This window comes from Donghicola mangrovi (genome assembly GCF_013377535.1).
In the GTDB taxonomy this organism is placed as follows: domain Bacteria; phylum Pseudomonadota; class Alphaproteobacteria; order Rhodobacterales; family Rhodobacteraceae; genus Donghicola; species Donghicola mangrovi.
Genome location: NZ_JABCJE010000004.1, coordinates 172,835 through 197,662, shown reverse-complemented (window position 1 = coordinate 197,662; position 24,828 = coordinate 172,835). Strand labels below are relative to the sequence as shown.

Here is a 24,828-nt window from a genome sequence, read left to right as displayed (position 1 = left end):
GAAACCTTGGCCCGAACAGATCGCCTGATGCGCCTGATGGACACCCTGCGCCGCTTGCCCGCGCCGGTGACGGCCGACCGTTTGGCGACGGAAACGGGAGTGTCGCGCAGGCAGCTTTACCGCGACATTGCCACCTTGCGCGCGGGCGGCGCGCTGATCGACGGAGAGGCTGGGCTAGGCTACACCCTGACCGAGGACAGCGCCCTGCCACCCCAAAGCTTTAGCCGGCTCGAGATCGAGGCGCTGGTGCTGGGTCTGTCGGGTTTGGACCAACTGGCCGACCCCGCGCTGTCCGAGGCTGGCCAGAACGCCATCGCCCGCATCATCGCGACTTTGCCCGACCGTCAGGCGCGGCAGGCGATGAACACCATCCTGCGCAACTTCCGCCGCCCCGATGACCGTCCGCCCGTGACCGTTGACATGGACCTGCTGCGCCACGCCCTGTGGGAGGAAGTCAGCGTCACCTTCCGCTACACCGACCTGCGCGATCAGGTCTCCGAGCGCGAGGTCTGGCCCCTTGCCATGTCCTATGGCGAAGGGAACCTGATGCTGCTGGGGCATTGCCGTGTGCGGCTGGACTATCGCCTGTTCCACGTCTCTAGGATCGAAAATCTGGCGCTAGGGCAGGACAGCTTTCGCCCGCGCCGCGTGGCCATGGTGCGCGAATTTGCTGAAACACGCGGCCAATATCCCCGCCGGAACACGGTTTGACGCGGCATTTATGCTGCAAACGCGAATTACATACGGCACGCGACTATACTCGGACTCGCACTGGCAGACCGGTTGTCGTAGGCAGTGCGAGTCGTTTCCGGCACACTTGCCGGGGTTCGGGGCGTGAAGAATGTACTATGTGGTCTTCATGAACGGTGTGGTTCTGGCCTTCTTCGGGGTTCTGATGGGGGTCACGGCGCTGTTCTTTCACTCGACGGCGGGGGTGTTCCTGCTGGCGGGGCTGCTGACCAGTTTTCTGGGTATGATGCTGGCGATCGTTTCCTATCGGCCGGATATGGAGATGGAGCGCCTCGACGCTTTTGTCATGACCTCGACTGTGTGGATGACCGGCGCCATTGCGGGGGGCGTGCCCCTGTGGATGTGGGGCCTGACCCCGATCGACGCGCTTTTCGAGGCCATGTCGGGCATCACCACCACCGGCTCAACGGTCATGAGCGGGCTGGACCACACCCCGCGCGGTATCATCTTCTGGCGGGCGCTGTTGCAGGGCGTGGGCGGCGTGGGCTTTGTTGTGACGGCGATTGCGGTGCTGCCGATCCTCAAGGTCGGCGGGATGCAGCTGTTCCGTACCGAAAGCTCTGACAAGGGCGAAAAAGAGCTGCGGAACGCGGCGGTTTTCGCCTCGGCCACGTTGCAGGTCTATATCGGGCTGATCGCGGTATGCGCGTTCGTCTATATGGCGGGGGGCATGAATTTCTTTGACGGCGTGACCCATGCGATGACCACCCTGTCAACGGGCGGATATTCGGGATACGACGCGTCCTTTGCCCATTTCGAGAGCCCGTTTCTGCAATGGGCCGGAACCATCTTCATGCTGCTGGGGGCGTTGCCCTTTGCTTGGTACATCCGGATTCTGAACCGCGGGATGTTCTATAGCGAGCAGGTCTCGGCAATGCTCTGGAGCCTTGCGGTGGTCATTCTGGTGCTGTCGTTCTGGCTGGTCGCCACGTCCGAGATGCCCTTTACCACCGCTCTACGGCTGGTGGCGTTCAACGTGGTGTCCGTGGTCACGACCACGGGCTACGCGGACACGGACTATACCCAGTGGGGGCAGTTCTTTGTCATGGCGTTCTTTTTCCTGACGGCGGTGGGGGGCTGCACAGGCTCGACCGCGGGCGGGGCCAAGGCGATGCGCTGGCTGCTGGCATGGCGCGCCGTGGTGGCCAAGTTCCAGAACGTCCAATCCCAGAACCGCGTCACCAGCATCAAATACGAAGGTCGCGCCGTGGACGAAGACGTCCTGAACGGCGTCGTGGTGTTCTTTGTGTTCTACTTTGCGACCTTTGTGGTGATGACCATCATTCTGGCCTTGTTGGGTCTGGATCTGGAAACCGCCACCAGCAGCGCCCTGACCGCGCTGGCGAATGTGGGCCCCGGCGTGGGCAGCATCGTGGGGCCGTCGGGCAACTTTGCCACCCTCAGCGATCCGGTGAAATTCGTGCTGACCATCGGCATGTATTTGGGCCGACTAGAGATGCTGACCGTTCTGATCCTATTCACCCCGATGTTCTGGCAGGAATACGCTGTTGCCACCCGTCCGGCCCATCGCATTTCCCGCTAAGGTTTCCGTTTACACCGCAGCTTTTTGAGGCGTAAGCTTTGCTGGGTCTGCTGTGCCCTTTGTTGGGGGCGGCTTTGCTGCGGGGTCTTGGCCCCTTGGCAAGACAGGGAGAGGACCAATGCAAATCATCGGATGGCGCAATCGGGGCGCGCTTCTGGCCCCGATCCGGAATTTTTCGGACCGGATTCGTTACCGGTATCAGGATGAAGCAGGCTCTGCCTCGGCAGGAACGAATAGTAGCAAGATTTCCGAACAAGGAATTGATATGACGACCAAAGTTGCTCTGGTCACCGGCGCGGCGCGCGGGATTGGCCTGGCCACCACCCATCTGTTCATCGAAGAAGGCTGGCATGTCGCGATGATCGACCGCGACGGCGATGAACTGGCGCTGGCCGCCGAAGGTGTCGCGGCCGCGAAACCCTTTGTCTATGACGTTTCCATCCCCGAGCAGGTGGACGCGATGGTTGCTGATGTGCTGGCCGCATTTGGCCGGATTGATGCGGTGGTCAACAATGCGGGCGTGGCCGAGTTCGGCCCGATCGAGCAAACCGACTTTGCCATGTGGCGCCGTGTGATGGAGACGAACCTTGATGGGGTGTTCCTTGTCTCGCAGGCGTGCATTCCCGCGCTCAAGGAAACCAAGGGCGCGTTTCTGAACATCGCCTCGATCAGCGGGCTGCGGGCATCGACCCTGCGTGTGGCCTATGGCACGTCCAAGGCGGCGGTGATCCAGCTGACCAAACAGCAGGCCGCCGAATTGGGCGAATACGGTATACGCGCCAACTGCGTCTGCCCCGGACCCGTCCGCACCAAGCTGGCGATGGCCGTCCACTCTCAGGAAATCATCGACGCCTACCACGACGCCATCCCCCTGAACCGGTACGGCTCGGAACGGGAGATCGCCGAAGTGATCGTATTCCTGTGTTCCGAACGGGCAAGCTATGTGACGGGGCAGGTCGTGGCCTCGGACGGCGGGTTTGACAGCACGGGCGTGGGCCTTCCGGCGCTGCGCCGCTGATCCGACACCGGAGAGGGCCGATGGTGGCCCCCTCCAATCCGCATTTCGCAGGTAGTTATGACACAGACCGCGACCCCCTCGAACGCCAAAGGGATTGCCCTGATGGCGCTGGGGATGTTCAGTTTCGGCTCGGCCGATACGATCGCCAAATTCATGGCTGGCGGGTACCATCCGCTGCAAATCGTGGGGATCCGGCAGACGGGCCTTCTGGTCGGGATCACCCTGTTCGTGATGTTCACGCGGCAGAACCCGTTCCACACCAAAGCGCCCAAGATGCAGCTGTTCCGGGGCCTGTGTGCCACGGTATCGGCGTTCCTGTTCGTGATCGGCCTGCGATATATCCCGCTGACGGATGCCAGCTCGATCGCCTTTGTGGCGCCGTTCTTTGTGACCATCCTCGGGGTGGTGTTCCTGCGCGAACAGGTCGGCATCCGGCGGATCACAGCGATCATCGCGGGCTTTCTGGGGACGATGGTGATCATCCGGCCCGGTTTTGACAGCTTTCACCCCGCCTATCTGGTGGTGATCGTGTCGGCGTTCCTGTTCGCCACGCGGCAGGTGATCTCGCGCTCCTTGGCAGGGGTGGACCCGACGGTGACCACGGTGGCCTTTACGGCGCTAACGTCGGTGTTCCTGCTGGCGCTGGTGCAGCCCTTTGTCTGGAAGCCCATCCCGCGAGAGGACGTGATCCTGTTCATGGTTTACGCCGCCTGCAGCGGGTTCGGAGAGTTTCTGGTCATCAAAGCGCTGGAAATCGCGCAGGCCGTGGTCGTCGCCCCCCTGCAATATACGATGATTTTCTGGACGACCGGTTATGGCTATCTGATTTTCGGAAATATTCCGGACATTTACACGGTCATCGGCGCGGCCATTATCATCGCCTCGGGCCTCTATACCCTGCAACGCAGCAGGCCACGGGTCACCAAAGTGGGGCCGTTCTAGGGGGATTGTCCCCGCCTTGCGCCAGATCAAAGCCAATCGCACATCATGCATTCATATTTCGGAATGTAACTGATTCTGGGGATGATATGCGCGCGATAGTTCTTTCACTGGCGATGGCCTCGATCGGGGCCATGAGCCATGCCGAAACCCTGACCCTGACGCCGACCTCTGTGACCGAATGGAAGTCGGTGTTCGGCCAAATCGAAACCAAAGACCGCGTGCCCGCCCGCGCGCGGATCGCTGGCACCGTGGACACGCTGGACGTCTCCGAAGGGGACAAGGTCACGGCCGGCCAGCTTTTGGCGACGATCACGGACACCAAGATCGACTTCCAGATTTCCGCCCTTGATGCGCGGCTCGAGGCCGTGGCCTCGCGCCTAGAAACGGCCCAAACCGACCTGACCCGAGGCGAGGCGCTGAAAGAGCGCGGCGTGATCTCGAACCAGCGGTATGACGAATTGCAGACCGCCGTGGACGTGCTGCGGGGCGAACAGTCCGCCATTCAGGCCGAACGTCTGGTGCTGGAGCGCCAGATCGAAGAGGGGCAGGTTTTGGCCCCCGAGGATGGCGTCGTGCTGGACGTGCCGCTCTCTCGCGGGTCGGTGATTAACCCCGGCGAAAGCGTTGCGGTGATCGGCGGCGGCGGCACCTATCTGCGCCTGTCGATCCCCGAACGCCACGCCGAGGCGCTGCACACCGGCGACACCATCGAAATCGACGGGGACGGCGCGATGACCGGCACCTTGGCCAAGGTTTACCCCTTGATCGAGGGCGGACGGGTTGAGGCGGACGTAGACGTTCAGGGGCTCGAGGCCCGTTTCGTGGGCCGCCGCGTGCAGGTGCGCTTGCCGGTTGCGGAACGTCAGGCCTTGCTGGTCCCGCCGACCGCGCTGCACCAAGAGGCCGGACTGGACTTCGTGACCATCGAGACCGCCCACGGACCCGTGGCCCAAGTCGTGATCCCCGGCGACACCGTGGGGCAGGGCGATGCCGCGCTGGTGGAAATCGTCACCGGCCTGAGTGCGGGCGCCAAAGTGGTGATCGATCATGAGTAACGAACACATCCCCTCGGGCGCATTGGGGATCGCGGGGCGCCTGACCCGCGCCTTCCTGAACTCGCCCCTGACGCCGCTCTTGCTGATGGCCTCGCTGGCCGTGGGCCTGATCGCGATGATGAGCCTGCCGCGCGAGGAAGAGCCGCAGATTTCCGTGCCCTTGGTTGATATCTTTGTCGATGCCAGCGGATTGCGGGCCGAAGATGCGCTGAAGTTGATCACAGAACCCCTTGAAACCATTGTCAAAGGAATCGATCAGGTCGAACACGTCTACTCGGACACCCGCGACGACAGCGTCATGGTGACTGCTCGTTTCGACGTGGGCGTGTCGGCGGACACCGCGATCCTGCGGGTCCGTGACCGCATTCTGGCGAACATGGATCGCATTCCTGTGGGCATCCCCCAGCCACTGGTCGTGGGGCGCGGGATCAATGACGTGGCCATCGTCTCGCTGACCTTCAGCCCGACCGAAGGCTTTCCCGATGTCACCTCCGCCGACCTGACCCGCATCGCGCAGGAGGTCGAGGTCCGCCTGTCCACCATCGAAAACGTCGGCCTGACCTATCTGATCGGCGGCACCGAGGAGGCGCTGCGCGTTGCCCCGATCCCCGAAAAGCTGTCTCTCTATGGCGTGACCCTCCAGCAGCTGGTGGCCAAAGTCCAAGGCGCCAACTCTGCCGCGCCCGGTGGTCTGGTCCGTGATGCGGGCCAGCAGGTCAGCCTGATCATCGGCCAGACCCTGACCACCCCAGACGAGATCGGCAATCTGGAGCTGACCGCCCGCGATGGCCGCACGGTCTATGTCCGCGATGTAGCGGATGTAGGCTTTGTCAGCGGGCTGGACGATAAATACGTCAGCACCCAGCGCCGCGCCGAGGATGGCACGATCCTAGAGGCCCCCGCTGTGACCTTGGCCTTGGCCAAGCGGGCAGGGGCCAACGCCGTCACCGTGGCCGAGGAAATCCTGCACTCGGTCGAAGAGATGGAAGGCACCCTGATCCCCCATTCGGTGCAGGTCGAGATCACTCGCGACTACGGCGAAACGGCGGATGAAAAGGCGAACGAGCTGATCTTCCACCTCGCTCTGGCGACCGTGTCGATCGTGGCGCTGGTCCTGTTCACCATCGGTTGGCGCGAGGCGATTGTGGTCGCCATCGTGATCCCCGTGACGATCCTGCTGACCATGTTCGCGGCCTATATCATGGGCTACACTCTGAACCGAGTGTCCTTGTTCGCGCTGATCTTCTCCATCGGTATTCTGGTGGATGACGCGATCGTGGTGATCGAGAATATCGCCCGACACTGGGGCCTTCAGCGCGAAGGTCAGACCCGTTTTGGCGCGACCGTCGCCGCCGTGGCCGAGGTCGGAAACCCCACCATCGTTGCAACCCTGACCGTGGTGGTGGCCCTGCTGCCGATGCTCTTCGTGTCCGGCCTGATGGGCCCCTACATGAGCCCCATCCCCGCTAACGCTTCGGCCGCGATGATCTTTTCGTTCTTTGTGGCGGTGATGATCACCCCGTGGCTGATGTACAAGATCACAGGCCGCGCGACCCTGCACCACGACGATCACGGCACCCCCGGTGGCCGCATGGGCCGGATGTACGCCCGCGTGGCGCGCCCGCTGCTGTCGGGCAAGGGGCGCAGCGCGCTGTTCCTGCTGATCGTGGCGGTGCTGTCCTTTGGCTCGCTCTCGCTGCTCTACACCAAGGACGTGACGGTCAAACTGCTGCCCTTTGATAACAAATCCGAGCTGGCGGTGATGATCGACCTGCCCGAAGGGGCCTCGGTCGAGGCGACGGACGGCATCGCCCGCCAAGTGGCCCGCATCGCGCTGGACCTGCCCGAAGTGGTCAGCACCCAGACCCACGCGGGTACGGCCTCGGCGTTCAATTTCAACGGGCTCGTGCGCCACTACTACCTGCGCCAGAACCCCGAAATGGGCGAGGTGCAGCTGAACCTGCTGCCGAAAACCGACCGCGACCGCACCAGCCATGATATCGCGCTGGACCTGCGGGATCGTCTGGCCGCGCTGGACCTGCCCCAAGGGACCGTCCTGAAAACCGTTGAACCGCCGCCCGGCCCGCCGGTCATCGCGACCCTTCTGGCGGAAATCTATGGCCCCGACGGCGACACCCGCCGCGCCGTGGCCGAGAAGGTCCGCGCTGCCTTCGAAGAGGTTCCGTTCATCGTGGACACCGACGACAACTACGGCATTCAGGCCCGCCGGCTGCGGGCAGAGCTTAAGCCCTCGGACCTCGAATTCTACAACGTCCAAGAGGCAGATGCCCTGCAAACCCTGCAACTGCTGAACGGCTCTAGCACCGTCGGCTATTCTCATCGGGGCGAAGGCCGCGCGCCGATCCCGATCATCGTGACCCGCGACCGCGGCGACCGCGTGATGGACGCCGAGGCCCTGTCCACGCCCGTTCCCGCCAATGCCCTGCCCGGTGGGCGCGGTGTGGTCGAACTGGGGGATGTGGTGGCCCTGACCGAGGAAAACGCGTCCTTCCCCATCTTCCGCCACAACGGGCAAGAGGCGGTGATGGTCATGGCCGAACTTGCGGGCGACTATGAGGCGCCGCTTTACGGGATGCTGGCCGTGGCCGATAAACTGGACGCCATGGACTGGCCCGAAGGCATGAAGCCCCAGATCAGCCTGAACGGCCAGCCCAACAACCCCGATACGCCGGTCCTGCTGTGGGATGGCGAGTGGGAGGTCACATGGGTCACCTTCCGCGACATGGGCGCAGCGTTTGGCGTGGCTCTGTTGGGCATCTACATCCTCGTGGTCGCGCAGTTCGGCAGCTTCCGCCTGCCGCTGGTGATCCTGACGCCGGTGCCGCTGACCTTCCTTGGGATCATGCTGGGGCATTGGCTGTTTGGCGCGCCATTCTCGGCGACCTCGATGATCGGGTTTATCGCCTTGGCGGGGATCATTGTGCGCAACTCGATCCTGCTGGTGGACTTCATCCGCCACGCAGACCCCGAGGGCAAAGTCACCGTCGATGTGCTGATCGAGGCTGGTGCGACCCGCTTTAAACCGATCCTCTTGACCGCTCTGGCGGCGATGATCGGGGCGGCGGTGATCCTTGTGGACCCGATCTTTCAGGGGCTGGCGATTTCGCTCTTGTTCGGGCTGCTGTCGTCGACCGCGCTGACGGTTCTGGTGATCCCCGCGATTTATCGCATCGCCAAGACCTGAGGCAGAATAAACACTTGCAGGGGCAGGGACCGGATGGGACCTTGCCCCTGACATCAACGGTTTACACCGAAAGGCCGCCCCATGAGCCTGCTTTGCAGCCTGCCGCTGATTGCGGCGATTGCCAACTGTACCCCTGCGCCCTTTGCCACGGGGTATGTGGAGGGGGAGTATACCCTTGTGGCCCCCGTGCAGACCGTCCAGATCCGGCAGGTGAACGTGGCTCGCGGCGATCATGTGCCCGCCGGAACCGTTCTGGCGGTGATGGAGCAGCAGGACGCCGCAATCGCACTGGCCCAAGCGCAGGCCCAACTGGCCCAAAGCCAGAGCGCCCTTGCCAACCTGACCGAAGGCGCCCGCCCCGAAGAGATCGCCGTGATCGAGGCGAACCTCGCCGCCGCTCGCCTGCAATCGGCCGAAGCGGACCGCAACGAGGCCCGCATGGTCGAGCTGAACGCCCGCAGCGTGGTCACCGACGCGCAGCGGGACGACGCCGTCACCTCGGCCGAGGTGGCCCGTGCCGCCATCGCGCAGGTCGAGGCAGAGCTTGCGGTCGCCAAACTGCCCGCTCGCCCCCAAGCCATCGCCGAGGCCGAAGCCGCCGTGCGCGCCGCCGAAGCCACCCGCGATCAGGCCCAATGGCAGCTGGACCAACGCACTCTGACCCTGCCGCAGGACGTCACCGTGATGGACGTGGTCCGGCAGACGGGCGAGATTGCGGGGCCGTCCGCGCCGGTCCTGTCGACCCTCGCCGAAGGGGCGGTGAAGCTGCGGCTCTATATCCCCGAGGCGTCTTATGCGCAGGTTCAGGTGGGTGACACCCTGACCGTCGGCTGTGACGGCTGCGCGCCCCAGACCGCCACCATCAGCTACATCAGCGATGAGCCCGAATTCACCCCGCCGGTCATCTACTCGCTCGAGAACCGGCAAAAGCTGGTCTATCTGATCGAGGCCACCCCCGATGCCGGAGAGGCCCTGAAACCCGGCCAGATCGTCAGCGTGACCCTGCCATGACCGCCCCCGCGATCGAGGTTTCGAACCTGACCAAGCAGTTCGGCGGCAAGGCCGTGGTGAACAATGTGACCCTGTCGGTTCGCAAGGGCGAGATTATGGGCTTTCTCGGTCCCAATGGGTCGGGCAAAACCACGACGATCCGGCTGATGTGCGGGCTCTTGGAGCCTGACAGCGGCGAAGGGCGCGTTTTGGGCCACGACATCCGCACCGAACGCGGCGCGATCAAGCGCAAGGTTGGGTACATGACCCAGAAATTCTCGTTCTACGAGGACCTGACGATCAAAGAGAACCTCGATTTCGTGGCGGGCCTTTATGGGCTGCCCAAACGCCGCGAGGCGGTGCGCGAGACGCTAGAGGACTTGGGGCTGACCAGCCGCAAAGACCAACTTGCGGGATCCCTCTCGGGCGGGTGGAAGCAACGCTTGGCGCTGGCGGCCTGCGTGATGCACAAGCCCGACCTCTTGATGCTGGACGAACCCACTGCGGGCGTGGACCCAAAGGCGCGGCGCGAGTTCTGGGACGAAATCCATGCACTGGCCCATGGGGGGCTGACGGTGCTGGTCTCGACCCACTACATGGACGAGGCCGAGCGCTGTCACCGGATTTCCTATATTTCCTACGGGCACTTGATTGCGACCGGCACCGTGGCCGAGGTCGTGCACAACGCGGGCCTGACCACCATGATCATCACCGGCCCCAACACGGGCGAGGCTGAAAAGCGCCTGCGCGGGGCCGATGGCGTGGACCAGATCGCGCCGTTCGGGGCGACGCTTCATGTGGTGGGACGGGATGGGGATCGGCTGCGTGCCGCGGCCACGCGCGTCGCTGGAGAGACCGGAAACGTGGTTAATCCCGCCGAAACCAGCCTCGAAGACGTGTTCATCCAACTCATGTCAGCCGCAACGGATAACATGCAATGAGCCGCTATTTCTCGTTTGGGCGGCTCTGGGTGCTGCTGGTCAAAGAGGTGATCCAGATGCGGCGCGACCGCATTACTTTTGCGATGATGCTGGGGATGCCGCTGCTCCAGCTCATCCTTTTCGGGTTTGCAATCAACACGGACCCAAAGGCCTTGCCCGCCGCGCTGGTCGCCCCCACGCAAGACCGCTTTACCCGTGCCATGGTCAGCGCGCTCGAGATGACCGGGTACTACCGCTTCATCCTGCCCGACGCCACTGCCGAAGGCGCCGAAGAGCTGATCGCCCGCGGGGATGTGGCGTTCGTGGTCACCGTGCCTTCGGATTTCGGGCGGCGGATCGAGCGGGGCGACAACGCGCAAATCCTGATCGAGGCCGACGCCACCGACCCCTCGGTCGCCTCTGGCGCGATCTCGACGCTGCAAACGGTGGCCTCTTCGGCCCTGACCCGAGAGACGGGGGCCACGGGTAGCAGCCTGCCGGTCGAGATCGTGGTTCACCGCCGCTATAACCCCGAGGGGATCACCCAATACAACATCGTGCCGGGGCTGCTGGGGGTGATCCTGCAGATGACCATGGTGATGATGACCTCGATGGCGCTGACGCGGGAAAACGAGCGTGGCACCATGGAGAACCTGCTGGCCATGCCCGCCACGCCGTTAGAGATTATGCTGGGGAAAATCCTGCCCTATCTGGGGGTGGGCGGCGTGCAGGTGGCGGTCGTTTTAGCCTCGGCCAAGGTGATTTTCAACGTCCCGTTTGTCGGCCCGCTGGTGGTGGTGCTGGCGGGGGTCTTTGTGTTCGTGCTGGCGCTGGTAATCCTTGGGTATCTGATTTCCACGGTGGCGCGGACGCAGATGCAGGCGATGCAGCTGACGTTTTTCTTCTTTCTGCCGTCGATGCTGCTGTCGGGCTTCATGTTCCCCTATCGCGGAATGCCCGCGTGGGCGCAGGTGCTGGGGGAAATCTTCCCTTTGACCCATTTCCTGCGGCTCAGCCGATCCGTGATGCTAAAGGGCGCGGGGTTTTCCACCGTGTCGGGATCATTCTTGGCGCTGATTGTGTTTGCCCTGGCGCTGGCGCTGCTGGCCTTAAGACGGTTCCGCAAGACACTGGACTGAAATGGAAAAGGGCGCCAACCGGGGCGCCCTGATCGTTTATTCGCTGAATGAGAAGGCCCCGAACAGATCCGCCCCCGGCCAAGCGCGGGTGTTCACGATCTGCGCCGGTTCCCCGCGGCTCCAGTTGGCGCCGTCGGTCACATTGCCCGCGCCACTATAGGCCGCGGTATAGGGGTAGGGATAGATCGGGCGGGTCATGTCGGGCAGAGGCGCGACCCCCAAAATGGCGGGTTCGGGGCGGCCTTGGGGCGCGCCATCCCCCAGATCGGGCATCCCGAAGTTCGACACCACAGAGGTGCTGGAGGTCATCACCGCGTCCGGCGCAACGCCGCCCTCGACCCAGTCCATCATCGGAGTCAGCAGGTCCAGATTGCTGGGTCCCTGACCGCCGCCGCAATGGCCAACACCGGGCAGGAAATACAGTCGCTCGAAGCTGTTCACAGCCTCTTCGCCCATAAACCCGATCATCGCGTTGTGCAGGGACAAGGTGTTCGCCGGAGAGATATGCGGATCCGCCAGGCCGTGCCACAGGATCAGCTTGCCGCCAGCGGTTTGGAAATCGCTAAGGTCGGCGTTGGTGGCGTCAAAGAATGGATGGCGGGGGCGCAGGGCGTCCAGTGTTTCGGTGGTGAAGGCCAGATCGGACAGGGCAAAGTCGGGGTTCGGGGTCTCAAACGCCAGATATTTCAGGACGGGGTCCACGATCTTGGCGCTAAAAATCTCGTCATCCTTGTGGTCGGCGACGAAGACACCCTGCCATTCCAGTTCCGAGCCGTATTGCACTTGGCCAGCGGTCAGATAGTCGCCGGTGCCTAGGTCTTGGGGACCGGCATAGAACTTGGCCACAGTGTCCGCCTGCTGCGCGGTAAGGCAGGTGGCGGGGTCGGCGCCTTCGGCACAGATCAGGGTCTTGGGGTCGAAATCACAGAGCGCAGGCTGGGACACCAGGCCATCCGCCACACCGTCCAGTGCATCACAGGCCTGCGTAACGGCCGCCGCGATCAGGGGCAGCTTGTCCGAGGTCACGATCACCTCGCCCTCCGCGTCATAGTTCGAGGCCGCCATCCACCCGTGATAAAGGGTGTTCTGCACCTGAAACAGCATCGCGGGGGCACCGGCGACCACGCCGTCGAAATCATGGGGAAAGCGCATCGCCTCCATCAGCGCCTCGCGCCCGCCGTCCGAGCACCCGTTAAAGTAGCTATAGGCGGCGTCCTGACCATAGAACTGGCCGATCAGGCGCTTGGCGGTTTCGGCAGTCAGGTGCTGCGAGCGATAGGCGAAATCGGCGCGCTGGGTGTCGTTCAGCCCCCATTCGCCGGAATTTCCGGTGTGGCCCATGTCGGTTGCTGCCACGACGAAACCACCGTCCGAATAGGTCTGGCAGCCCGAAGACGCGCCCGAGCGCAGGGTGATGTTGCCGCAGAGCCCTCCGCAGCCCAGTTGCAGATAGCGTTGGGTCCAGCTGGTCATGGGAAGCAGCACTTGGAAGTTCACCTCGGGTGCCAGAGTGCCAGTGACCGAGCAGACAGGAATGCCGTCGCTGGTGGTTTCCTGAGCCGTTTTCACGGTGCTGCCAGTGCCGCCGATATCGGTCAGATCAACGTCCAGCATCTGGCCGCATGTGCCGCTGGGGGCCACGGCGGGCAGGTCCGCGGGCGCGGCGCTGGCGGTCACGGTGTGCATCGGCAGGCCTAGCGCCAGAATGATCGGGACATGCAAAGCGGGCAGCGCCCGTGGGGTGAAAAGCATCAATCTAAATCCTTGTCGTGACAGTGGCCGCGAATTGGCGGGGTATGGGACTGTTACGGCCAAGGTCGTGCGATCCGGCGGCTAAGGCGCATTAGAAATGCGCAAGGCCGGATAATTTGGGGCTATGGGTCAGGCGGGGATGGGGGCCTCGCGCTCCAGGAACATGGCCTGAATGTTGTTGGCCTTGGCCAGCAGGGTGCCTTCGGTTTTTCCCAGCACCATCAGGGCGGTGGCCCATGCATCGGCGGTCATGCAGTCGGCGGCAACAACGGTGACCGAGGCGGGGGACTGTTGCAGCGGACCGCCCGTGCGGGGGTGCATGGTGTGGGACAGGCGCTGCCCGCCCACGTTGATCCAGTGGCGGTAGTCGCCAGAGGTGGCGACGGCCAGATCCTCTAGCTCCAGCATGGTATAGGCGGCGCGGCGGTCGTAATCGGGTTCTTCGATCGCGATGGGCCAAGGGCTGCCATCAGGCCGCGTGCCAGCGGCGCGCAGGTCGCCATCGAGACCGGACAGAGCATCGGCAACCCCGTGCAGGGCGGCGGTTTCGATCAGGCGGTCGGCGCCGTACCCCTTGGCAATGCCGTTCAGGTCGAAACGAGCGGGGGCGTGTTTCATGGCGCGGCGGTTGGGGATGTCCAGCTCCAGCAGGTCGGAGGCGCGGGGGTGATCGGGGGTGGTCAGCATCCGGCGGATGGCCTCCTGATCGGCGGGACGGGGGCCGAAACCCCACGCGGCCACAGCCTCGCCCACGGCAATCTCGAAGGCGCCGCCACTGGAGCGTCCGATTTGCAGGGCGCGGTCCAGAACGGTGGTGATCTCGGGTGCCAGATCGACCCAGACGCCGGTGGGTGCGTCGTTCAGGCGGCACAGGTCGCTGTCCGGTTTCCACAGGGACATCTGGGCATCGACGCGGTCCACGGCGGATTGAAGGGCCTCTTGCAACCCGTCCACGGGGGCGGGGGCCCAGAACAGGGTGCTCCAGCGGGTGCCCATGGTTGCCCCGTTCAGGGCGAAGCGTGTCAGGCCGTCAAAAGACATCTTCGACATAGCGTCCCTCGGATTTCAGCAGGTCCACGGCCAAGCCGTGACTTTCCAGAATGTGGTCCAGCGCCTTGCGCACGCCTGCGGCCATGTCACGCCCGCCGCAGACCATGATCCGTGCGCCACTGGTGATCAGTTGCGCCACGCGGTCGGCGTCGGCCTCCAGAGCGTCCTGCACATAGCGGGCAGGGGTGCCGCGGGACACGGCCAGCGTGCTGGCGGTCATGTGGCCGTCCTGCTGCCAGTCCGCGAACTCTTGGTCATAGGGGTAGCCGCCCTGATTGCTGCGAATGCCGAAATAGAGGTGCAGCGGACGCTTCGCGGTGTTCTCGCGGGCAAAGCCTGCCAGCGCGCCGATCCCTGCACCGGCCCCGACCAGCAGGAGGGGCGCGGTGTCCCGAACAGGGTGGAAGCTGGCGTTGCGGGTGGCATAGGCGGTGACGGTTTCGCCAACGGTCAGGGTACACAGCTGGGTCGAGCACAGGCCCCCCGGTTGCTTGCGCACACAGATTTCAAGGAACCCGTCGCGGGTGCCAGAGGCCAGCGAATAGGCGCGGGGGGATTTGCTGCCTTCGGGGATGATGTTCAGCAGATCGCCCGCCCGCAGACCGGCAAAACCGCGGCCAAGCAGGCGGTCCAGCAGGGACACACGCGGCAGGGCAAAGCGCAGGATGGCAGTGGGGGCTTGGGCGTCCTCGCCGTACATGCGGGCCGATTGCAGGGTCAGAGCGGTGGTGGGGCGATCCTCGAGATAGGTGGCGACCGCGCTCAGGTCCACGCCGATGGACTGGCCAAAGGCGACGGCCCAGTCGGTGAAGTCCCGCTCGGACTGACGGTTGACGTTGCCTTTGGGGCCGATGGTCCAGCCTTTGGCGGCGGAGGTATCGCGCACCAGATCGCCATAGGCGCAATAGGTCGGATAGCTGCTGTCACCAAAGCCCAGCACGGACAAGGGGGCGGTCAGCGGTTTGGCAGTGTTCAGGCGGTCGATGAATCCGTCCGCACCCGAGGGGGCGTCGCCTTCGCCATAGGTGGCGGCAAAGGCCACGATCTGGCGGGCTTGGGTGTACCGGTTGGGGGCAAAGGCCGACATGGCCGCAACGTGGACGGTTTTGCCCGCGTCCTGCATCGCCGCGCCAAAGGCGTTGGCAAAGCGCCACGTGGTGCCCCCTTCGGAGCCGACCAGCACGATAACCTCGGCTTTGGGGGCAGGGGAAAACTTGCGGGTGCCGGTGATGCGACCCGCCAGCCAGACCAGAACGCCGGTGCCCGACAGGACAGGCACCATCAGAGAGGCAAGACCCAGCACCAGACCCACCCAAGCCATGCCTTGGCCGGTGTGCAGCAGGTGAATGACATCCATCGCCTTTGACCAGCCATCGCGGGCGTCCCACGACAGCATCTCGCCGGTGACGGGGTCGATATAGCCCGCGCCTGCGTCGGTCTCGACCATATAGGCCATGCCGGGGACGTCGGTGCGGGGCAGGGTGATGGCGCGGATGGTGCTGCCATCAATCGCGGTCAGCTCGGTCAGGGTGGCGGGGTCCGCTGCGGTGCCGGTGCTGACATTGGTGGGATAGGCAGGGTTGGGCGCGGTTTCGGGCACCCAGCCCATGGTGGCGGCGGCCATCCACAGCCCCGTCAGGGACGACAGGATGATCCCGAAGCCCGCAATCCGCGCGATCTTCAGGTGCCAGCCCCCCGCGCCGCCAGAACGGTCACGGGCGAAAAGCTGGCTCCAGCCACCCATACGCCGTGCGGCCAGAACATAGCCCGACACGCACAGCAGGATCATCGCCGCCGTCGCGCCGATGACAATCCAGTGTCCCGTGTCCCCCATAAACAGAGAACGGTGGAGATCCTCAAACCACAGCTCGGTTGCGTTGGTCTCGACCGGACCTAGGGCCTCGCCGGTCGCGCCATCAACGCGGATCTGTTCAAAACCGTTTGCGCCGAACCTGACGGCAACCATACGACCGTTGTCATCAACAGTGATCTGCTCGGCACCGGGGACGTTGGCGCTGACGGCAGAAACCAGATGACCGGCGTCCAGAGTGGTGGCCCTGCTGTCTGCCTCAAGCGCAGGGAACACCGCAAGGATCGCTCCGGTCAGGGCAATCGAGATCAGGACAAGCGCCCCGATCAGGCCCGCATAACGGTGGAGGACACGGAACATGGGTTCACCCTCACATGTCGAAGGTGAAACTGGCGATATAGCCGCGGCCTGCCACGGTCTTGCCCGCATTGTCCGAGGTCAGCGGGACCACGATTTCGGCAGGGCTGTTGGGCATGTGTTCAACGGCGGCGTCCACGCGGATCTGGTAGCCCGCGTCGATCAGGGCGTCTTCGACGTCCACGGTGAATTTCAGGCTGCTGCCCGAGCCGACGCTGGCGCCGGTCAGGCCCGCGATCTCATTGGCGTTGCCTGCGGTGGCCGAATACCAGCCGGTCAGGTGGTCCCACCAGCGCGACTTGCCGCTGGCGATGTGCAGGGTGCGGACATATTTGCCGCTGGCGTCGGTCAGGTAATACGCCAGATAGGCGTCTTCGCCGCCATAGTTCATCAGCTTGGTGTCTACGGTGATGTCTTTGGCCATCGCAAGGGAGGGCACGGTCAGCGCCGTGGTTGCAGCCAGTAAGGATCCAAGAACTTTCATCTATCTTCTCCGTCATCAGGGGCCAAGGGGAGCTGCCCCGCGAGTCGTGTTTTCTGCGCGCAACCTGAAGCTTTCCTGAAGGGGGATATGTTTGTCCTTCAGCTTGGCTTCAGGTTCGGGGAAGATTGTGGTGAAGTGCCGGAAATTAGGCGGAGAATGGCCCGATGCGCGTCCTGTTGGTCGAAGATGATATGGTGCTGGGAACGGCTGTGGCCGATCAGGTGCGCTCGGACGGGCATAGTGTGGATCATGTGACGCGGCTGGGGGATGCGGATACGGCCCTGCGGGCGTCGGCGTTCGATCTGGTGCTTCTGGACCTGATGCTGCCCGACGGGCGGGGCGTGCCGATGCTGCGGGACTGGCGGGCGGGGGGCAACGTGACCCCTGTGATTATTCTGACCGCGCTGGACCAGATCAGTGACCGCATCGCGGGGCTGGACGCAGGGGCCGACGATTATCTGGTGAAACCCTTTGATCTGGCGGAACTGTCGGCGCGGATCGGGTCGGTGTCGCGGCGCTATGCGGGGAACCCCAATCCGGTGATCACCCTTGGCGGGATCGAGGTGAACCTTGCCGCCCGTACCCTGACCGTGGACGGCAAGAAGGTGACGCTGACCGCCCGCGAATGGGCGATCTTCGAGGCGCTGCTTCAGCGGCCCAATCAGGTGCTGACCAAGGTGCAGCTGGAAGAGGCGCTCTATTCCTTTGACGATGTGATCGGGTCCAACACGATCGAGGTCCACGTCAGCCACCTGCGCAAGAAACTGGGCCGCACGGTGATCGAGACCGAGCGCGGCCTTGGCTACAGGCTGGGCCGACCATGAAGACGCTGCTGGCCCGCCCCATGTCCTTGCAGGCGCGGATCGCGCTGGTGCTGGGGGCTGTGATTACCCTGCTGTGGATCATCTCGGCCATCGTGACCAGCCGCGTGTTCCTGCACGAGTTTTCCGAGCAGTTCGACCGTGAATTGCGTGGCACCGCTGAACGGATTGTCCAGATCGCCCTGCGCGACAAACACCGCGAGGATGAAGAAAGCGATCATTCCGTCCGCCGCCTTCAGGGGCACAAGGACAAGCTGGAATTCGTGGTCTGGTCCGCCGATCGCGGCATCATCCTGCAATCCGAAGGGGCGACCGCGCTGGGCTTTCCCACCGCCGAGGGGTTCTCGGATATCGGGGGGTATCGGGTCTATGTGGACCACATCAAACGCTTTGACATGACGGTCGCGGTTGCGCAGCACATCAGCGAGCGGAACGAGCTGGCCTGGGCGGCGGTGCTGGGTATGTCGCTGCCCTTGGTGGTGGTGATCCCCTTGTCCCTGATCGCGATTGTGCTGGTGGTGCGTCGCGGGTTCACCCCCGTGACCGACCTGCGCCGAGAGATGGCCCGCCGTGGCCCCCATGACCTTTCGCCCATTGCGGTGAACGGGATGGTGCCGGAACTGGCGCCCTTGGTCCGCAGCACGAACAAACTGATCGCCCGCCTGTCCGAAGCCTTCGAGGCCGAGCGCAGTTTTGCCTCGAACGCGGCCCATGAATTGCGCACGCCCGTTGCGGGGGCCATCGCGCAGGCCCAACGCTTGCGCGCCGAAAGCACCGATGCAGGTGCCATTGCCCGTGCGACCGAGATCGAGGCGACCCTGAAACGCCTGAACCGCTATACCGAAAAGCTGATGCAACTGGCCCGCGCCGAAGGGTCCCGCCTGCGCACGGGTACCCCTACGGACATCCGCGCCGTGGTTCGCCTGATCGTGCAGGATTTCGAGCGCGCCGGTGCCGAAGGCCAGATCACCCTGAAGCTGCCCGATCAGCCGGTGCATTCTGATCTGGACATGGACGCCCTAGGCATTCTGCTGCGCAATCTGGTGGAAAACGCCATCCGCCACGGGAACGCGGGCGCTGCTGTCACGGTCGAACTGACCGCCGACGGAGAGCTGGTGGTTGCCAACGATTGCCCCCCTGTCAGCGCCGAGCATCTGGCCCGCCTGACCCAGCGGTTCAACCGTGGGAACGGGGCGGGGGACGGCACCGGTTTGGGCTTGGCGATTGTGCATGTGATCGCGGATCGCAGCCGCAGCTGGCTGACCGTGCGCTCGCCCCGAACCGGATCGGATCAGGGCTTCGAGGTGCGGTTCCGCCCGTGATCAGTGGGCCTTTTTACCCAGCAGGCGCATGACGCCGGTCACCACAGGGATCAGGATCGCGCCAACGGTCAGGCCAACCACACCATCCAGAAGCGCGGTAACGGTCCATTCAACGGCCCCTTGGAACTGCGAGACAATGTGCGCGGCGCTTTCGGCGGCGTGCTCGATGATTTCTTGGGGCAGGTGATAGCCCAGCTCGTGCATCCCGTGCACCAGAATAGAGCCCCCGACCCAGATCATAGCCGCCGTGCCGACCACGATCAGCACATCCATCAGCACCGGCATGGCCCGCACGATGAAGCGCCCGACAGATCGGGTCAGGCCCAGACTGCCCTTGTTCGCCATGGCCAGACCCAGATCGTCAGCCTTAACGATCAGGGCAACCACGCCGTAAACGCCCACGGTGATGATCAGTGCGGCGACGGCCAGAATGGCGGCCTTCATCACGATGGTTTCCTCGGCGGGGACGGCGGACAGAACGATGGTCATGATCTCGGCCGACAGGATAAAGTCTGTCTTGATCGCGCCGCTGACCTTGCTGTCCTCCATGTCCTTACCGGCGGCCTTTTCCTCGATCGCGGTGGCTTGGTCGTGGTGAGAGGGGCTGATCACATGCCAGACCTTCTCGGCGCCCTCAAAGGCCAGATAGGCCCCCCCCAGCATCAGAAGCGGCGAGATCAGCCAAGGGGCAAAGATCGACAGCAGCAGCGCCGCAGGCAGCAGGATCACCAGCTTGTTGAACAGCGACCCTTTGGTGATCTTCCACACGATGGGCAGTTCGCGCTCGGGTTTGAAGCCGTGCACGTATTTTGGGGAAACGGCGGCGTCATCAATCACGGCCCCCGCGGTTTTGGACGATGCCTTGACGGCTTGTCCGACCACATCGTCAACCGAGGCCGAGGCCACTTTGGCAATTGCTGCCACATCGTCCAGCAGGGCGATCAATCCGCTCATATCGTTTCCCGAAAATCCAATCGTTATTGTCAGACACTATAGGCGAGTGTTTCGACAGGGTTAAGCCACCAGTTCCGGCTGTGGGGCCGTATTGTTGACTGTCCGGCGCAGATAGCGATGGGCCAGCGCCAGCTTTGCCTTGACCGCCGGGGTCAGCACAAAGGGATAGAGGTCCGGCAGATCCAGCGCGCGGTTCACATGGTTGATGGCCAGCGTGGCATCGATCGCCATGCGGATCATGTTTTCCGTATCGCTGTCCTGATAGGGGTCATAGCCGCCCTGCGGCCCCCCTTGGAACCCGATGCCCACGGCCTGAACGCTGTCCAGCAGGTCCACAAGGTGCAGCAGGTGGGCGGTGGTTTCGGCCCAATCCTCGTGCGGGTGCGCCGAGGCATAGGAGGTGATATAGGTCCCGTCCATCGGCGCGGGATCGGCATAGTGCTGCTCTAGCGCCGCGCCATAGTCGGCCCGTTCATCGCCAAAGGTCGCGCGGAATTCCGACAGAAAAGCGGGGTCCTCGGACAGGCGCAGGAACAGAAAATGCGCCATCTCGTGCCGCATATGGCCGACCATGGTGCGATAAAGCTCTCCGAGCGCGGTCTGGCGGGCAGCCAGCGTCACGGGGCTGGCCTCGGAGACGTTGATCGTGATCTCGCCGTCAGCGTGGCCCATCACAACGCGGGTCTTCCCGTCCGACGTTTTTTCCGAGAGCAGTTGGAACACGGGCAGAGCGCCAGTGTCCTGCGGCCCGAACCAGCCCCAGCGGGACAGGTTGGCCAGCATCCAGCGCTTGGCTTCCTCGGTGCGGGACCACAGGTCGATGTTGGCGGGGCGGTCGGTGTCGGGGACGGTCTCGGTCATGGCGCAGGACCGGCAGAGGCCGCCGTCCATGGGTGTCCAGTTGCAGCCGATCCGGTCGCGGTTGGCGCAGCCGGTCTGTAGGGCAGTGATGGCTTGGGTGTCGGGGGCAAAGACCAGCGCCTGTCCGCAGGTACAGGCCAGATTGTCGAAATAGACGCGGGCGGCGCAGGCTGGGCAGTGAAAGACTTGCATATCAAAACCTTCGGGAATGGGTGCTGGCATAACCGTGACTATACGGCGTCTGTTCCCTATGCCCCGAGATTTCTACAGATTTTTAAAGGTTCCGGCGCGACCACAGGGGACGCGCCGGAGCCGTGCGTTAGTTCAGAGCCTTGTCGGTGATGGCGTGGGTCCAGGCGCCCTCTGGCATTTTGGTAATAACCGGGTCCGAGCCGCCGCCCATCAGGGTGTCCACGGTGCGCTGGTAATCCGCCTCGTCCAAGGCGCCGTTCGAGCCTGCGGTCAGTTTGGCCACTTCGCCCATCATGCGAACCTGATGGCCGATGGTTTGGGCACCGGTTTCATCATATTCCAGAACGATTTCAGCAGCTTCTTCGGGGTTTTCCTCGGCCCACTTCCAGCCCTTCATCGAGGCGGCGACGAAACGCACCATTTTGTCCTCGAAGGCGGGGTCGGCCAGCTTTTCTTCCATCACATAAAGGCCGTCTTCCAGTGTTGCGACGCCCTCATCTTCGTACTTGAAGGTGATCAGGTCATCCGCCGAAATGCCAGCGTCGATAACCTGCCAGTATTCGTTGTAGGTCATGGTGGAAATGCAGGCTGCCTGCTTTTGCAGCAGGGGATCGACGTTGAAGCCTTGCTTTAGCACTTCGACGCCATCGGCACCGCCGGTGGTGGGGATGTTCAGCTTCGACATCCACGACAGGAACGGGTACTCGTTGCCAAAGAACCAGACACCCAGCGTCTTGCCGGGGAAGTCTGCGGGGCTGGTGACGCCGCTTTCCTTCAGACAGGTCAGCATCATGCCCGACGATTTGAAGGGCTGCGCGATGTTCACGATAGGCGCGCCGTTTTCACGGGCCGCAAGGGCCGAGGGCATCCAGTCCACCATCACATCCGCGCCGCCACCCAGCAGCACCTGCACGGGGGCGATGTCGGGGCCGCCGGCCTTGATGGTGACGTCCAGATCGGCCTCTTCGTAATAGCCTTTTTCCAGCGCCACATAGTAGCCTGCGAACTGGGCCTGAGTGACCCACTTGAGCTGCAAGGTGACGTCATCTGCGGCAAACGCGCCGGTGGCCAAGGCGGCCAGAGAAACAGCACTGGTCAGTAGAGTCTTCATGGGAACAACCTCCGAGTTGTGGTGCCGGATTTTCCGGCTGTTATCTTGGTGCGGGGTCTAGCCGCGTTGGGACGGGTGCCAGAAGGTCACCCGTTGTTCGACAAAGGACACGAGGCCATAAAGGGCCGAACCTGCAATCGCTGCTACCGTGATTTCGGCCCAGACCATGTCTAGATTCAAGCGTCCGACCTCGGTCGAGATGCGAAAGCCCATGCCCTTGATCGGAGAGCCGAAAAACTCGGCAACAATGGCTCCGATCAGCGCGAGGGTGGTCGCGATTTTCAGGCCATTAAAGATAAAGGGCATGGCGGTCGGGATGCGCAACTTGGCCAGCGTCTGGATATAGGACGCGTTGTAGGTGCGCATCAGATCGCGCTGCATGTGGTCGCTGGCTTGGAGCCCCGCGACGGTGTTCACCAGCATCGGGAAGAACACCATGATCACGACGACGGCGGCCTTGGACTGCCAGTCAAATCCGAACCACATCACGAGGATCGGCGCGACCCCGACGATGGGCAGGGCGGCGACGAAGTTCCCGATTGGCAAGAGCCCCCGCTGCAGGAAGGGTGAGCGGTCGATGATGATCGCGGTCAGGAAGGCCGAGCCACACCCGATGATGTAGCCACTGAATGCGCCCTTGATGATGGTCTGGACAAAATCCTCCCACAGGGTCGGGATTTCACTGCCAAAGGCCAGCGCGATGTCCGTGGGCGGGGGCAGGATCACAGGGCTGACGCCAAACAGGCGGACGGTCAGTTCCCACAGCAGCAGTAGGGTGATGCCGAAGAGCACAGGCACGAACCACGCGGTTTTGGCGCTGCGGGCAAGGCGGGTGTTCAGCCACCACAGGCCGATCCACACCAGAAGGATGATTGCGATCTTCATACGGCCATCCCCATTCTGCGCAGGGTGATCTTCTCGATCACGCCGACGATGATGACGAGGGATGCCGCCAGTAGGGCCGCCGCGAACAGGGCCGACCAGATCTGGATGGTTTGCCCGTAATAGGACCCGCTCAGGAGGCGCGCGCCAAGGCCGCGCGTCGCGCCAGAGGGCAGTTCGGCTACGATGGTGCCAACCAAGGATGCCGCCACGCCCACTTTGAGAGAGGCAAACAGATAGGGCATCGACGAGGGCAGGCGCAATTTCCAGAAGGTTTGCGCATCCGAGGCGCTGTAGGTCCGCATTAGGTCCAGTTGCATGGCGTCGGGGGCGCGCAGGCCTTTGACCATGCCGACAGCGACAGGAAAGAAGCTAAGGTAAGCCGCGATGATGGACTTCGGGATCAGCCCCGAGATGCCCATGCTGTTCAGCACCACGATGATCATGGGCGCAATCGCCAAAATCGGGATGGTTTGCGAAGCAATCGCCCAAGGCATCACCCCCAGTTCCATCGCGCGGTTGTGGGTGATCCCGATGGCCAGCAGAATGCCCGCCGTGGTGCCGATCGCAAAGCCCAGCATGGTTGCCGAAAGGGTCACCCAGCCGTGGAACACCAAACTGCGCTTGGAGGTGACCTTTTTCATCACCGTCGTATCCCACAGCTCCTGCGCAACCTGATGGGGCGCGGGCAGGACGGGGCGTTCTTGGGCAAGGGTGTCGCGGACGACTTCGCTGAAGGTGACTTCGGTGCCCGCCCGTTCGGCCTGAGCATAGGTCCAGGGGGCGTTCATCTTGATCGCGGCGGCGTACCAGACTGCCACGATGACCAAGAGCACGGTCAGGATGGGCAGGATATTCTTCATGCGTTGTGCCCCTCGCGCAGGCCTTCGCGGACGCGGTGGGCGATCTCGATGAACTCGGGCGTATCGCGGATTTCGAGGGGGCGTTCGCGGGGCAAGGGGCTCTCGATCACGTCGGTGATGCGGCCGGGACGGGGGGACATGACGACGATCTTGGTCGACAGGTACACCGCCTCTGGGATCGAGTGGGTGACGAAGCAGATGGTTTTGCCGGTGCGATCCCACAGCTTCAGGAGTTCCTCGTTCAGCTTGTCGCGCACGATCTCGTCCAGCGCGCCAAAGGGTTCGTCCATCAGCAGGATATCCGCGTCAAAGGCCAAGGCCCGCGCGATCGAGGCCCGCTGCTGCATCCCGCCGGACAGTTGCCACGGGAATTTCTTGCCAAAACCGGACAGGTCCACCAGATCGAGCACGCGCTTGACCCGCTCGTCCATCTCGGCCTTGGGGTAGCCCATGATTTCCAAAGGCAGTTTGATGTTCTTCTCGATCGTGCGCCAAGGGTACAGACCCGCCGCCTGAAACACATAGCCGTAGGAGCGCGCCTTGCGGGCCTCGTCCGGGGACAGCCCATTGACGGTCAGCGACCCGCCCGTGGGGGTTTCCAAGGCCGCGATACAGCGCAACAGGGTGGTCTTGCCGCAGCCCGATGGCCCGATAAAGGACACGAAGTCCCCCTTGTCGATCTGCAAATTCACGTCTTTGAGGGCGTGGACAGGTGCGTCTTTGGTCTGGAAGGTCAGGTTCACCCCCGACGCATCAATCACTGGCTTTTTCATAAGGTCTTCTTTGCTGGCAATCGATTTGGGGCAG

At 63.5% G+C, this 24,828-nt stretch carries 21 protein-coding genes; 11 read left to right on the top strand and 10 right to left on the bottom strand.

Features of this window, described 5'->3' with window-relative positions:
- Positions 1-6: 6 nt before the first annotated feature.
- From HJ536_RS11470 to HJ536_RS11430, 9 genes are all read left to right on the top strand, one after another.
- On the top strand, positions 7-711 hold the full coding sequence (locus HJ536_RS11470; protein WP_177157800.1) for a helix-turn-helix transcriptional regulator: 705 nt from the start codon (positions 7-9) through the stop codon (positions 709-711).
- Between the two features lie 130 nt (positions 712-841).
- A complete protein-coding gene (locus HJ536_RS11465; RefSeq protein WP_177157799.1) occupies positions 842-2,293 on the top strand; it encodes a TrkH family potassium uptake protein in 1,452 nt (483 codons plus the stop codon).
- A 265-nt stretch (positions 2,294-2,558) separates the two neighbouring features.
- Complete coding sequence (locus HJ536_RS11460; RefSeq protein WP_177157798.1) at positions 2,559-3,311, top strand: SDR family NAD(P)-dependent oxidoreductase; 753 nt, start codon at positions 2,559-2,561, stop codon at positions 3,309-3,311.
- Between the two features lie 57 nt (positions 3,312-3,368).
- Positions 3,369-4,253 carry a DMT family transporter gene (locus tag HJ536_RS11455; RefSeq protein WP_228028701.1) on the top strand — a complete coding sequence of 295 codons (885 nt, stop codon included), beginning with the start codon at positions 3,369-3,371 and terminating at the stop codon, positions 4,251-4,253.
- A gap of 86 nt (positions 4,254-4,339) precedes the next feature.
- Positions 4,340-5,308: an efflux RND transporter periplasmic adaptor subunit gene (locus HJ536_RS11450; protein ID WP_177157797.1), complete on the top strand. Its 969-nt coding sequence runs from the start codon at positions 4,340-4,342 to the stop codon at positions 5,306-5,308.
- Complete coding sequence (locus tag HJ536_RS11445) at positions 5,301-8,513, top strand: efflux RND transporter permease subunit (protein WP_177157796.1); 3,213 nt, start codon at positions 5,301-5,303, stop codon at positions 8,511-8,513. The genes HJ536_RS11450 and HJ536_RS11445 overlap by 8 nt, the downstream gene beginning before the upstream one ends.
- A gap of 81 nt (positions 8,514-8,594) precedes the next feature.
- Positions 8,595-9,524, top strand: a complete 930-nt coding sequence (locus HJ536_RS11440; protein ID WP_177157795.1) for an HlyD family secretion protein — start codon at positions 8,595-8,597, stop codon at positions 9,522-9,524.
- Positions 9,521-10,444: an ABC transporter ATP-binding protein gene (locus HJ536_RS11435; RefSeq protein WP_177157794.1), complete on the top strand. Its 924-nt coding sequence runs from the start codon at positions 9,521-9,523 to the stop codon at positions 10,442-10,444. Before HJ536_RS11440 ends, HJ536_RS11435 begins: the two co-directional genes overlap by 4 nt.
- Positions 10,441-11,562, top strand: coding sequence for an ABC transporter permease (locus tag HJ536_RS11430; protein WP_177157793.1), 1,122 nt, complete (start codon positions 10,441-10,443; stop codon positions 11,560-11,562). Before HJ536_RS11435 ends, HJ536_RS11430 begins: the two co-directional genes overlap by 4 nt.
- A 36-nt stretch (positions 11,563-11,598) precedes the next feature.
- On the opposite strand, the gene HJ536_RS11425 is transcribed toward HJ536_RS11430, so the two are convergent.
- From HJ536_RS11425 to HJ536_RS11410, 4 genes are all read right to left on the bottom strand, one after another.
- Complete coding sequence (locus HJ536_RS11425; RefSeq protein ID WP_177157792.1) at positions 11,599-13,314, bottom strand: tannase/feruloyl esterase family alpha/beta hydrolase; 1,716 nt, start codon at positions 13,312-13,314, stop codon at positions 11,599-11,601.
- Positions 13,315-13,443: 129 nt separating this feature from the next.
- Entirely contained in the window at positions 13,444-14,364 is a 921-nt protein-coding gene (locus HJ536_RS11420) for an FAD:protein FMN transferase (RefSeq protein ID WP_228028700.1), read from the bottom strand.
- A complete protein-coding gene (locus HJ536_RS11415) occupies positions 14,345-16,534 on the bottom strand; it encodes a PepSY domain-containing protein (RefSeq protein WP_177157791.1) in 2,190 nt (729 codons plus the stop codon). Before HJ536_RS11415 ends, HJ536_RS11420 begins: the two co-directional genes overlap by 20 nt.
- A gap of 10 nt (positions 16,535-16,544) precedes the next feature.
- Entirely contained in the window at positions 16,545-17,015 is a 471-nt protein-coding gene (locus HJ536_RS11410) for a DUF2271 domain-containing protein (protein WP_176853902.1), read from the bottom strand.
- 164 nt (positions 17,016-17,179) lie between these two features.
- Here HJ536_RS11410 and HJ536_RS11405 point away from each other — a divergent pair, with 164 nt between their 5' ends.
- Entirely contained in the window at positions 17,180-17,839 is a 660-nt protein-coding gene (locus HJ536_RS11405; protein WP_177157790.1) for a response regulator, read from the top strand.
- Positions 17,836-19,158, top strand: a complete 1,323-nt coding sequence (locus HJ536_RS11400) for an ATP-binding protein (RefSeq protein ID WP_177157789.1) — start codon at positions 17,836-17,838, stop codon at positions 19,156-19,158. The genes HJ536_RS11405 and HJ536_RS11400 overlap by 4 nt, the downstream gene beginning before the upstream one ends.
- On the opposite strand, the gene HJ536_RS11395 is transcribed toward HJ536_RS11400, so the two are convergent.
- From HJ536_RS11395 to HJ536_RS11370, 6 genes are all read right to left on the bottom strand, one after another.
- Complete coding sequence (locus HJ536_RS11395) at positions 19,159-20,112, bottom strand: DUF808 domain-containing protein (RefSeq protein ID WP_177157788.1); 954 nt, start codon at positions 20,110-20,112, stop codon at positions 19,159-19,161.
- 60 nt (positions 20,113-20,172) lie between these two features.
- Positions 20,173-21,165 carry a zinc-binding metallopeptidase family protein gene (locus HJ536_RS11390; RefSeq protein ID WP_177157787.1) on the bottom strand — a complete coding sequence of 331 codons (993 nt, stop codon included), beginning with the start codon at positions 21,163-21,165 and terminating at the stop codon, positions 20,173-20,175.
- Between the two features lie 127 nt (positions 21,166-21,292).
- On the bottom strand, positions 21,293-22,276 hold the full coding sequence (locus HJ536_RS11385; protein WP_176853897.1) for an ABC transporter substrate-binding protein: 984 nt from the start codon (positions 22,274-22,276) through the stop codon (positions 21,293-21,295).
- 57 nt (positions 22,277-22,333) lie between these two features.
- Positions 22,334-23,161, bottom strand: coding sequence for an ABC transporter permease (locus HJ536_RS11380; protein ID WP_176853896.1), 828 nt, complete (start codon positions 23,159-23,161; stop codon positions 22,334-22,336).
- Positions 23,158-24,021: an ABC transporter permease gene (locus HJ536_RS11375; protein ID WP_177157786.1), complete on the bottom strand. Its 864-nt coding sequence runs from the start codon at positions 24,019-24,021 to the stop codon at positions 23,158-23,160. The genes HJ536_RS11380 and HJ536_RS11375 overlap by 4 nt, the downstream gene beginning before the upstream one ends.
- Positions 24,018-24,794 carry an ABC transporter ATP-binding protein gene (locus HJ536_RS11370; RefSeq protein ID WP_177157785.1) on the bottom strand — a complete coding sequence of 259 codons (777 nt, stop codon included), beginning with the start codon at positions 24,792-24,794 and terminating at the stop codon, positions 24,018-24,020. Before HJ536_RS11370 ends, HJ536_RS11375 begins: the two co-directional genes overlap by 4 nt.
- Between the last annotated feature and the right edge of the window lie 34 nt (positions 24,795-24,828).